Source organism: Dickeya sp. ws52, assembly GCF_007210685.1.
GTDB classification, from domain to species: Bacteria; Pseudomonadota; Gammaproteobacteria; order Enterobacterales; family Enterobacteriaceae; genus Dickeya; species Dickeya chrysanthemi.
This window is the reverse complement of the sequence record NZ_SZVX01000026.1, coordinates 1-11931: the sequence shown is the minus strand read 5'-3', so window position 1 is coordinate 11931 and position 11931 is coordinate 1. Positions and strand designations below refer to the sequence as shown.

Genomic DNA, 11931 nt, shown 5'->3' with positions numbered 1-11931 from the left:
ATCAGGATAATCGATGAAAAAAATCCTGTTTTTAACCGTGTTGTTGTTATTGCTACCGGTTGCGGCGGTGATTGTCATCACCCCGATGGACAGTGAAAAACAATATATATTCGGCCTGATTAGCCTGGCGCTGATGTTTTTGCTGGGATTAAACAAGAGTCGGCAAGTTACGGTCATACTGATTGTTTTGTCGGTATTGACCTCGACACGCTATATATACTGGCGGGCAACGGCGACCCTGCATTTCAATTCTGAAATTGAAGCCATTCTGGGTATTGGCTTATTTATCGCCGAGCTCTATGTCTGGGTTATTTTGTTATTAGGTTTTCTCCAGACGGCCTGGCCGCTGGAGCGGGTGATTGAGCCGATGCCGGAGGACACCCAATCGTGGCCGACGGTGGATGTGTATATCCCTACCTATAACGAGAGCCTGGATGTGGTGCGTGATACGGTGCTGGCGGCGCAGTGCATCGACTACCCGCGCGAAAAAATGAAAATCTATCTGCTGGATGACGGCAAGCGCAGCGAGTTCGCCGTGTTCGCTTCGCAAGCGGGCGTCGGTTATATCACCCGCGATAACAATGCTCACGCCAAGGCCGGTAACCTCAACCATGCGCTCAGGTTGACGCAGGGCGAACTGATTTGCGTGTTTGACTGCGACCATGTCGCCAAGCGTATTTTCCTGCAGGCGACGGTCGGCCCGTTCCTGTCGGACCCGAAGCTGGCGCTGTTGCAGACGCCGCATTACTTCTACTCGCCGGATCCGTTCGAACGTAACCTGCGCGCGGCGCGTAATATGCCGAACGAAGGCGCGCTGTTTTACGGGCCGGTGCAACAAGGCAACGATCTCTGGAACGCGGCCTTTTTCTGCGGCTCCTGTGCGGTGATTCGTCGTTCGGCGCTGGACGAGATCGGCGGCTTTGCGGTGGAAACCGTGACGGAAGACGCGCATACCGCCATCAAGATGCAGCGCAAAGGCTGGAAGTCGGCTTTTCTGTCGATGCCGCTGGCGGCAGGGCTGGCGACCGAACGGCTGGTGCTGCATGTGATTCAGCGTACCCGCTGGGCGCGCGGCATGACGCAAATCTTCCGGGTCGATAACCCGTTATTCGGCCGTGGGCTGAGCTGGCCGCAGCGGTTGTGCTACCTCAATGCCATGTTGCATTTCCAGTTCGGCTTACCGCGCGTGGTGTTTCTGACCGCGCCGCTGGCCTACCTGCTGTTTAATCTCAATATTATTCATGCTTCGGCGGCGATGATCTTTGCCTATGCGCTGCCGCATCTGATGGTGTCGATGTACCTTAACTCGCGTATGAACGGGCGTTTTCGGTACAGCTTCTGGGGCGAAATCTACGAAACGGTGATGGCGTTCCATCTGGTGATTCCGACGATCGTCACCCTGTTTTCGCCGACGCGCGGCAAATTTAACGTGACCGATAAAGGCGGGTTGCTGGACGAAGGTTTTTTTGATTTTCGTATCGTGCGGCCGCATATCGTTGCGGCGGTGTTGCTGGGCGCAGGCGTGGTGGCCGGCATTACCCGTATCGTCGCGCATGATTATTTCAATGTTGACCCTTATGTGATGCTGCTGAACGTGGGATGGGCGCTGCTCAGCTTGTTGACCCTGCTGGCGGCGATCGCCGTGGCGCGGGAAACCAAACAGGTGCGCAAGACCATCCGTATTGATGTGGATGTGCCGGCCATTATCCATTACGCCAGCGGTATTGCATCCCGCACCACCACCGTCAACCTGTCGATGGGCGGGGTGCAGCTTAAAGCGCCGGACCAGCGCCACAAAACCGATGAGATTGAGGCGGTTGAACTGTTGCTGCAATCCAGCGAAATCTGCCTGCCGGCGCAGTCGGTGGCGGCGGACGACGACACCATTCGCCTGCGATTCGATGATATTCCGCTGGCCCAGCGCCGGGCGCTGGTACGCGTGGTGTTGTCGCGAGCGGATGCCTGGATGGGCAAGCCCTGGCCGCAGGATCGCCCCTTGCGCTCGCTGTGGGCGGTAGTCTGTACGGTCTGCGCGTTCTTCTGGATGAGTTTGCGGGGCCGCGGCAGAAAAGCGGACCTGAAAAAGGAGGACGCCGCAGCATGATGACGCCACGTTTTCTAAAAGCGCTGCTGTCACTGTGTGTGAGCAGCGTGTTGACGCTGGGCGCGGGCGGTGTGCTGGCGGCCGGCGATAATACGGCGGATGAGCCGCTGCCTGCGATGCTCAGCCCCGGCGGTGGTAATCCGCCGCCGGCCATGACGGAATCGGCGCCGACGATATCGTTACCTGCGATGCCGCCGGTAACGTCGCCGGCCCCGGCAACGTCATCAACGTTATCAACATCATCAACGTCATCGCTCCCGGCGGAGCCGGATGCGGCGCCGATAGCGCCGGAGTCTCCGTTGCCGGTATCGCCGTCGTTAACGACGCCGGCCATGTTGCTGCCTGCGGCTGTCGGCGATCAGGCCGGCGCAGGCTACCAGCCGCTGTCCAGCGATGTTTCCGTGGCGCAGATGGGGCAAACGCAAGGGATCACGCTGGCGGGCGGTCAGGCGCAGGCCGGGGTGATTTTTACTCTGCCGGGCGACCAGGTAGTCACCAACGCGCGACTGGATCTGGCGTTGCGGGTGTCGCCGGAGCTGGCGGCGCTGAATACCTCGATGCAACTGATGCTGAACGGTCAGCCGTTGGGCACCGTGCCGCTGAATGCCGCGACGGGCGACAGCACGCTGTTTCAACTGGATATTCCCGCCGCGATGGTGGTATCCAGCAACAACCTGAGTTTTCGCGTCAATGATGCCGACCGTCTGCTGTGCGAGCGCGATAGCGCGACCCGCTACAACCTGACCATCCTGCCGACCACGATTCTGCATCTGGAAGGTCAGCAGCTTGATATCGGCACCCGGCTGGAGAATTTCCCGCGTCCGTTCGTCGACCCGTTGCAGATGACGCCCGCCTCGGTAACCATGGTGTTTCCGGCGAGTGTGACGCCAGGGCAAGTCAGCGCGGCATCGCTGGTCGCCTCCTGGTTGGGAATGCGGATGGACGGCTACGGCGTGACGTTCCCGGTAATACGCGATGCGTTGCCTGAAAAAAGCGGCATGGTGTTTGGCCGCCCAGGGGAGAAAGTCGGCGCGTTGACGCTGCCGGAGGTTGCCGTGCCTACGCTGCAACTGATTGATAACCCGGTGAATCCCATTTACAAACTGATGCTGGTGGTCGGCAAGGATGACGAGCAACTGCGGCAGGCGGCGTACCGTCTGGCCAGCCAGCCGTTGACCGGCGATGCTTCCACCCTCTCGGTCACGCCGCAGACAATACCGTTTCGCCGCAATTATGACGCACCGCGTTGGATCAACACCGATCGGCCGGTACGGTTGAGCGAACTGTTGCGCGCCGATCAAAATATGACGGTCAGCGGGCTCTGGCATGAGGCGCTGCGGATTAATTTCCGCGCGGCGCCGGATTTGTTCCTGTGGGACGGCGATGCCATTCCGGTACAAGTCGATTACCGTTTCCCGTCGGAAAGCTGGATTGATGAAAACCGTTCGTACCTGAACGTGATGCTCAACGGCACGTTCCTGCGCAACCTGACGGTGAACAAGATCGGCGTGTTGCAACAACTGTGGCGCGAGATGGGCGGCGATACCCGCCAGGAGAGCTATACGCTGAAGGTCGACCCGTATCTGATTTACGGCTATAACCAGTTCCAGCTCTACTTCAACATCCGCGCGAAAGAGGATGCGCCGTGCAGCGTGCTGCTGAATAACAACATCAAGAGCCAGATTGCCGATAGTGCGTCGATCGATCTGAGCCGGACGCGCCATTTCACCTTGTTGCCGAATCTGTCCTATTTTGTAGGCGTGGCATTTCCGTTCACCCGTCAGGCGGATTACGCGCAAACCGTCATGCTGTTGCCGGAAAACCCCTCCGATGCCGAAATCGGTCTATTGCTGGATCTGGCCGGCCGCGCCGGCGACGCCACAGGGGTCAGCCTTAATCACAACCGTGTGATGTTCGGCTTGCCGGGCAACGCCGCTGACCGCCAGAAACTGGAAAACAGCGATGTTCTAACGGTGACTACGTTGCAGCAGGCGGCGTTCAATCAAAAACTGTTGGCCGATTCGCCCTACATGGTCAATGACCGTACCTTTGGCGTGAAAACGCCCGGCATCTGGGAGCGTTTGCGAACCCTGGTGACCGGCGACTGGGACCGCACACCGCTGGATGCCGACCGTTACTTCTCGTCTAACGAAGCCTGGCGCGGTTTCCTGAGCTATCGTTCGCCGTGGAGTCCCGAACATGTGGTGGTCGTTGCCACCGGCAGCGACGACGAGCAGTTATTGCGGCTGTACGGCGATCTGAACTCACCGAACATTAACGCCGCGGTGCGGGGCGATACCGCCATCATTACCGATGAAAACGGCGTGCGCAGTTTCCGGGTGGGGCCACAGTTCCCCAGTGGTGAAATGCCCTGGTACATGATGATTGTCTGGTACGCCAATCAGCATTCGGTGTTGATGGCGGTCGCCGCAATGCTGCTGGCGGCGGCCATAGGGCTGAGCCTGGCATCGATCCTCCGGCGGCTGGCGGAGAAAAGGTTGTCGACCCGACGTGATGCGGGATCGGATAAAAAATAAGCGAGCCACCTATGAAGATGACGACATTAACAGCCCGCATCCGTCAGTCACTGTCTCTTACCGGGGTGGTGGTCGGCGGTATGCTGTCGACCTGTGCACTGGCGGCACAGGCCAATCCGGCGCTACAGGCGCTGTTTGAACAGGCGGATTACTGGCATCAGCGTTCTCACGACGATCTTGCCCGCAACGCGCTGCAAAAAATCCTGATGGTGGATGCCAACAACACGCAGGCGTTGTACCTGATGGCGTTGTACGCTCAAAACGGCGGCGACAACGCCGAGGCCGCCAAATGGCGTGAGCGCCTGAGCAAGGCATCGCCGCAGGACCCGCTATTGCAGGCGCTGGATAATGCCCGACAGGCCGCGACTATTCCGCCGTCGCAACTGGCGCTGGCGCGTCAGCAGGCGCGCAGCGGTAATATCAGCGCGTCGCTGCAAACCTGGCGCAATCTGTTTAGCGGCAGCCAGCCGCCGGCCAGCATCGCAGCGGAATACTACCTGACCATGGCGGGCGACCGTACATTATTGCCGCAGGCGATTGACCACCTGCGCGAGTTTGCGGCGGCGCACCCGCAAGATACCCATGCCGCCGTGGCGCTCGGCAAGGCGCTGACCTATCAGGAATCGACCCGCCGCGAAGGGATGCAGATGCTGAGCGGGCTGGCGTCCGGCAGCGCCGATGCCGATCAGGCGATGCGGCAGGCGCTGCTGTGGCTGGCGCCGAAGATAGACGACGCCCCGCTCTATCAGCTCTACCAGCAGCGGCATCCGCAGGATTCCGCGGTGATGGACTATTACCGCAAAAATGTGGGCGGCAACGAGAAAGACAAAGGCTTTACCGCGCTCAACAGCGGCGATCTGTCCAGTGCGCAAACCGCATTCGGCCAGGTGCTACAGGCTAACCCGGAAGACGCGGATGCGCTGGCGGGCATGGGGTATGCCGCCCAGCGTCGCGGCGATTTCGCCGCCGCGGCGTCCTATCTGGACCGGGCCGCCCGGCAAGGCGGCGAAAACAGTGCGCAACGCCGGCAGCAGGCAGACGACGCCCGTTTCTACGCCCAACTGGCGAATGCTCAGCAGGCGATGAAGAGCGGCGATACGGCGCAGGCGTTGACGCTGAGCGAACCGCTGGCGCAGGCCGGCGGCGATAAAGGGCTGACGGCGAAACTGTTCCGGGCGGATGTACTGCGTCGTACCAACAATTTTTCGCAGGCGGAACGGCTGTACCGCGATATTTTGCAAACGGATGCGGATAACCGTAACGCCAAAGAAGGGCTGTATTACGTTCTGCGTGAGCAGAATCGTGCCGACGAGGCCAATACCCTGTTTACCGCTTTGCCGGAGAGCGTGCGTCGCAGTATGGCGCCGCGCCCGGTCGCCACCAGCTCGCCGGTTCGTAATGAAGCTAAACAGGCACTGGCGGCGGGCGATACCACCCGGGCCATCGGCCTGCTACAGCAGGGTGTGCAGCGTTTCCCGAACGACGGTTGGTTGAAGCTCGATCTGGCGCGGATTTACCAACAGCAGGGCAATACCGCGGCGGCGACGGCGTTGATGCAGCCGTTATTCCGCACCGGCGCCAGTGCCGAAGACCTGTACGCCGCGGCGCTGTTCGCCAGTGAAAATAACGCCTGGCAGCAGGCCAGCACGTTGCTGTCGCGCATTCCGCCGCGCAATCAGAACGAGGATACCCGGAGCCTGGCGCGGCGGGTCAATTTCAATTTGCAGATGGCGACCGCGCAGGTGTATTTGTCGCGGGGCGAGAACGCCGCGGCGGCCAATACCTTGCGGGCGCTGTCGGTCACACCGCCGGACAACCCGGCCGATGCGGGCAAACTGGCCCGGTCGCTGGCGGCGGCGGGCGATGCTACGGCGGCGGTGGCGCTGGTGCGCAACAACATGCAGCGCGGCGTGCAGGGCAACGCCGGCGATTACGCCGATCAGGTCGGCGTGCTGAATCAGGCTGGATTGAGCGACGAGGCGCAGTCGTGGCTGAGCCGCCCGGAGCTGGTGTCGCGCAGCAGCACCGCGCAGTTGGATCAGCTGCGTACCGGCTTCGTCGTGCGCGAAGCCGACAGTCTGCGAGAGAACCAACAGTATGCACAGGCCTACGACAAGCTGGCCCGTGCGCTGCAGCGCGATCCGAAAAATACCGATCTGATGTTCGCCATGGCCCGGTTATACCAGTCCGGCAAAATGCACAAAGAGGCGGCGGACGTTTACGACTACCTGTTGTCGCACGATACGCCGACACAGGAAGCGCGCGTCGGCGCCATTAATGTGGCGCTGGAGCGTAGCGATGCGAAAAAGGCGCAGGCGTTGTCCGCCGGGTTACAGGGCGAGCAAACGCCGGAGCGATTGTTGCTGCTGGCCCGCGTCGCGGACGCCGAAGGCAACCGTGATCAGGCCTTGGCTTACCTGAGAACCGCCCGTGCTAAAGCCGTGGGGCTGGAAGGCGCCGCCCCCGGCAAAGCGCCTGCGATCGGCGGTCTGGCCGTGGCGGATAATCCGTTCATCAATCGTGCGACGCCAGCGGCGGCCCGTACTGCCGGTAATCCTTCCGCTTATGGCACCGTGATGCCGTGGCAGCAACGTAATGATGTTGCTGCCGGCGATACCGCACCGGCTCAGCAGTCAGCGGCTACGCTAACCCAGATCAACACCATGATGGACGATCTGGAGAGGGATAACGGCGGCTGGGCGCAAACCGGGGTGCAGATTCGTAGCCGTGATGGCGAGTCGGGCCTGAGCCGGTTAACCGAAGCCAAAGCTCCGTTGACCTGGTCGAGCGGCTCGTTTGGCGATGCGCGGATCAATTTTAGTGTTACGCCGATCACCATGAATGCCGGCGCGGCCGACGGTACAACCAGCCGACGTTTCGGCACCGGTGCGCTGTCTCAGTCGATTACCGCAGCGGTTCAGACTCTGCAAAACGAGCGTGCGAATGGCGCCAACGTGCCTAACCTCAGTTTTAACGATTTGAACCCACTCACCACCGCCGGGCTGACAAACCTGCAAAATATGCAAGGCATCCTGCAGAATTCGACTCGTAAGCCAAATATCGATCTGGTGAATGTTGATTCACCCGGTGGGCAGCGTGCGTCCGGGGCGGAGCTGAATCTGGCGTTGATCGGTAAGAATTATAAAGTTGATTTCGGTAGTACGCCGTTGGGCCAGGAGTTGAATACACTGGTAGGTGGGGTGCAGTGGTCGCCCAAACTGACCGACTTCCTGACACTGGTGGTGACCGGCGAGCGTCGTGCGGTAACGGATAGTCTGTTGTCGTATGTCGGCGCTAAAGATGCCTTGACCGGCAAACGCTGGGGGCAGGTCACCAAGAACGGCGGTAACGTACTGCTGAGCTATGACAACGGCGATGTCGGTTTCTATGGCGGCGGCGGCGCTTACAGCTATCTCGGCGAAAATGTGAAGAGCAATACCAGCGTGATGGCGAATGCCGGCGCCTATATCCGGCCGTTCCATGACCGTGATCGTGAACTGAAAACCGGCGTGAGCCTGAGCTGGATGAATTTCTCTAAAAACCTCGGCTATTACAGCTATGGTCAGGGGGGCTATTTCAGCCCGCAGGACTATGTGTCAGTGTCGTTGCCGGTGGAGTGGAGTCAGAAATATGATGACCTGAGCGTTAAAGCGGGCGTAGCGGTCGGTTTCCAATCTTATTCACGCGATCGCAGCGCCTATTTTCCCAATAATCCCGACTGGCAGACGTTGCTGGAGTCTGCCGAATCGGCTGGGTTAGCCAAAGAATCCCACTATGCCGGCGAGAGTAAGAGCGGCGTTGGCTATAACGCGCATGTCGGCGCGGACTATCGCGTAACTAAAGATGTGACCGTCGGCGGACAGATGAGCTACGACACCTTTGGCAACTATAACGAAACCACGGCCCAGCTCTATTTCCGCTATGGGCTCGGAGGCAAATAAGCATGAGTGACATGCAACAACATGCACTGAACTATTATCGCCAGCAGCAATTGCCACCCGGCTGGGCGGATTTGTTCGGCGTGATCGTCAACGGGATGATGGATAACGCCGGCGAACAGGAAGGACTGGCGTTTTTACGCCACATGGGTGAACAACTGGCTGAACGCTACCCGCTGTCTGAAGCGATAACCGTGGTGGATCTTGAGCGGGAGATGAATCAGGTGTTGTCGCAGTTTCACTGGGGATGCGTGGATCTGCGCCCGTATGAAAACCGTCTGGAAATCTACCATCTGGCATTGCCTGGCTTGTTCAATACGGCGGGCAGCACACGCTGGCGTATGGCGATGGCGGCAGTATTGCAGGGGCTGTACAGTCGCTGGTTGCGCGAGCAGGGCGGTGCGGAACAGGTGCCGTTGTCTTATCAGGAAACCGACGATAGTTCGGTTCTGCTGTTTCGTTACCAACACTGAGCCGGGGACATAACATGCTAAAGCCAATGTGGCGTGGTTGGATATTGATGCTGATGGTGTGGTTTAGTGTGTCGGCGACGGCGGCAACCGGCTGGGAAACCTATAAAAGCCGCTTCATGACCGCAGACGGGCGCATTCAGGATACCGGCAATAAGAATGTCAGCCATACCGAAGGCCAGGGTTTCGCCATGATGATGGCGGTACATTACGATGACCGTGCGGCGTTCGATAACCTGTGGAACTGGACGCAGAGCCACCTGAAAAATACCGTCAACGGCTTGTTTTACTGGCGTTATGACCCGGCGGCATCCAACCCGGTAGCCGATCGGAACAACGCATCGGACGGCGATGTGCTGATTGCCTGGGCGTTGCTGAAGGCCGGTAACAAGTGGCAGGACAACCGCTATTTGCAGGCTTCCGACGGCATCCAGAAAGCGATCATCAGCAACGAGATTATTCAGTTCGCCGGGCGCACCGTGATGTTGCCGGGCGCGTATGGCTTCAACAAGAACAGCTATGTCGTCCTTAACCCGTCGTATTTCTTGTTCCCCGCCTGGCGCGACTTTGCCAATCGCAGCCACCTTCAGGTCTGGCGGCAACTGATTGACGATAGCTTATCGTTGGTTGGAGAAATGCGTTTCGGGCAGACGGGATTGCCGACGGATTGGGTGGCGTTAAACGCCGATGGCAGCATGGCGCCGGCAACCGCCTGGCCGTCGCGTTTCAGTTATGATGCTATTCGTATTCCGTTGTACCTGTACTGGTATGACGCCAAAACGATGGCGCTGGTGCCGTTCCAACTGTATTGGCGGAATTATCCCCGTTTGGCGACGCCGGCCTGGGTCGATGTGCTGAGCAATAACACCGCGCCTTACAGTATGCAGGGCGGTTTACTGGCGGTGCGTGACCTGACGATGGGCAGTTTCGACGGGCTTAGCGATCAGCCCGGCGCGGCGGAAGATTATTACTCGTCCAGCTTGCGTTTGCTGGTTGCCTTGGCGCGCGGTCAGTAACGGCGCGGCGGCACATATGGCGGGGATGTCGTTCCCGCCACTTTTTTGTTCTGTTTTCCTCTCTCTGTATTCCCCTGTTCACATCTTATTTTTCACGCTTTGTTAACCTGATTGTTACTCGTGATCCTATTCACAAAAAATTCTTATGAATCAGCGCAAGATAGTACTGCAGCGCGCTTTGTTCGCGCGGCAAGAGGGTGTTGGTTGTGCGTGATGTTATCAATAAATTAATGTAATGTTTTTTGGGAATGGGGTGTTGAAGCGATTCAGCTCTTGTTTTTAACCGGATGTTCACAAACTAAAGTTATAAAAGTATTCACTCTGTTATCAGGGTGTTATTTTCCGGCGCAAGCACAGGCGGCAATTTTATCGTTCTTTGTCCCCTGTGTTTTTTCCCATCAAAGGACGTCACACTATGAAAAAATCAATATTCAAAAGTCTCTACTTTCAGGTGCTTACAGCTATTACCATCGGGATACTGCTGGGGCATTTCTACCCGGCACTAGGGCAGCAGATGCAGCCTCTGGGCGACGGATTCGTGAAATTAATCAAAATGGTGATCGCGCCTGTCATCTTCTGTACCGTCGTCACCGGGATCGCCGGGATGGAGAGTATGAAAGCCGTCGGACGTACCGGCGCTGCCGCGCTGCTCTATTTTGAAATTGTGAGTACGCTGGCGTTGATCATCGGCCTGGTAGTGGTGAATGTGCTGCAGCCTGGTGTCGGCATGAACGTAGATCCGGCGTCGCTGAATGCGGCAGCGGTAGCGAATTATGCGACTGAAGCCGGCAAGCAGGGTGTTATCCCATTCCTGATGGATGTGATTCCTTCCAGTGTGATTGGTGCTTTCGCCAGCGGCAACATCTTGCAGGTGCTGCTGTTCGCGGTGATGTTCGGTTTCGCTCTGCACCGTCTGGGGCCAAAAGGTGTGGTGATTTTTGATGTGATCGAAAGTTTCTCCAATGTCATTTTCGGCATCATCAACATGATCATGCGTCTGGCGCCGCTGGGGGCATTCGGTGCGATGGCTTTCACCATCGGCAAGTATGGCGTAGGTACGCTGGTACAACTGGGCCAGTTGATTATCTGCTTCTACATCACCTGTATTCTGTTCGTGGTGTTGGTGCTGGGTTCTATCGCCAAAGCTACCGGTTTCAGCATCTTCAAGTTCGTTCGTTACATTCGTGAAGAACTGTTGATCGTTCTGGGAACGTCGTCTTCGGAGTCTGCGCTGCCGCGTATGCTGGAGAAGATGGAAAAACTGGGTTGTAAGAAATCAGTCGTGGGCCTGGTGATTCCGACCGGCTACTCCTTCAACCTGGACGGCACCTCGATTTACCTGACCATGGCGGCGGTATTTATCGCTCAGGCGACCAACAGCCACATGGATATCTGGCATCAGATCACCTTGCTGGTGGTGCTGCTGCTGTCGTCGAAAGGTGCTGCGGGCGTGACAGGCAGTGGCTTTATCGTACTGGCGGCAACGATTTCCGCTGTAGGACATCTGCCGATTGCCGGTCTGGCGCTGATTCTGGGGATTGACCGCTTCATGTCCGAAGCCCGTGCGTTGACCAACCTGGTCGGTAACGGTGTTGCAACCGTGGTCGTCGCCAAATGGTGTAAACAGCTTGATTCCAAACAGATGGACGATGTGCTGTCCGGTCGTCATGACGGCGCGGCGGCGGAATCCCGTCCGTCCTGATACGTCACACGGATTTTCTCCTGCCTTTCTTTACCCACAGTTCGGTTCACGGGCTGTGGGTAATTCTTATCCATTCTGTGCTAGATTTAGGGTGTGTCCCGTAACTGTTTTTTGTACAATCAGGGACATGATTTCATCACAAGAAGTGCTTTAATTTGGCTCGT

6 protein-coding genes are annotated in these 11931 nt (G+C 58.2%); all 6 read left to right on the top strand.

The features are described from left to right. The first annotated feature begins 13 nt into the window (after window positions 1–13). Entirely contained in the window at window positions 14–2104 is a 2091-nt protein-coding gene (bcsA, locus tag FDP13_RS19500) for a UDP-forming cellulose synthase catalytic subunit (RefSeq protein WP_050516059.1), read from the top strand. After that, the gene (bcsB, locus tag FDP13_RS19495) at window positions 2101–4641 is read left to right on the top strand and encodes a cellulose biosynthesis cyclic di-GMP-binding regulatory protein BcsB (protein WP_143840208.1); all 2541 of its coding nucleotides are present in this window, start codon (window positions 2101–2103) and stop codon (window positions 4639–4641) included. The genes bcsA and bcsB overlap by 4 nt, the downstream gene beginning before the upstream one ends. Before the next feature lie 11 nt (window positions 4642–4652). Then, window positions 4653–8582 (top strand): cellulose biosynthesis protein BcsC, encoded by a 3930-nt coding sequence (locus FDP13_RS19490; protein WP_143840207.1) that lies wholly within the window; start codon window positions 4653–4655, stop codon window positions 8580–8582. Window positions 8583–8584: 2 nt separating this feature from the next. After that, entirely contained in the window at window positions 8585–9052 is a 468-nt protein-coding gene (gene bcsD, locus FDP13_RS19485; RefSeq protein WP_015848372.1) for a cellulose biosynthesis protein BcsD, read from the top strand. A 14-nt stretch (window positions 9053–9066) separates the two neighbouring features. Further along, complete coding sequence (locus FDP13_RS19480) at window positions 9067–10065, top strand: glycosyl hydrolase family 8 (RefSeq protein WP_143840206.1); 999 nt, start codon at window positions 9067–9069, stop codon at window positions 10063–10065. 415 nt (window positions 10066–10480) lie between these two features. Then, a complete protein-coding gene (locus FDP13_RS19475; RefSeq protein WP_033577142.1) occupies window positions 10481–11767 on the top strand; it encodes a dicarboxylate/amino acid:cation symporter in 1287 nt (428 codons plus the stop codon). Window positions 11768–11931: the final 164 nt, after the last annotated feature.

Excerpts from the sequence above, each read along its gene's own strand:
- bcsA (WP_050516059.1), top strand. The coding sequence starts at position 14 with ATGAAAAAAATCCTGTTTTTAACCGTGTTGTTGTTATTGCTACCGGTT.
- bcsB (WP_143840208.1), top strand. The coding sequence starts at position 2,101 with ATGATGACGCCACGTTTTCTAAAAGCGCTGCTGTCACTGTGTGTGAGC.
- FDP13_RS19490 (WP_143840207.1), top strand. The coding sequence starts at position 4,653 with ATGAAGATGACGACATTAACAGCCCGCATCCGTCAGTCACTGTCTCTT.
- bcsD (WP_015848372.1), top strand. The coding sequence starts at position 8,585 with ATGAGTGACATGCAACAACATGCACTGAACTATTATCGCCAGCAGCAA.
- FDP13_RS19480 (WP_143840206.1), top strand. The coding sequence starts at position 9,067 with ATGCTAAAGCCAATGTGGCGTGGTTGGATATTGATGCTGATGGTGTGG.
- FDP13_RS19475 (WP_033577142.1), top strand. The coding sequence starts at position 10,481 with ATGAAAAAATCAATATTCAAAAGTCTCTACTTTCAGGTGCTTACAGCT.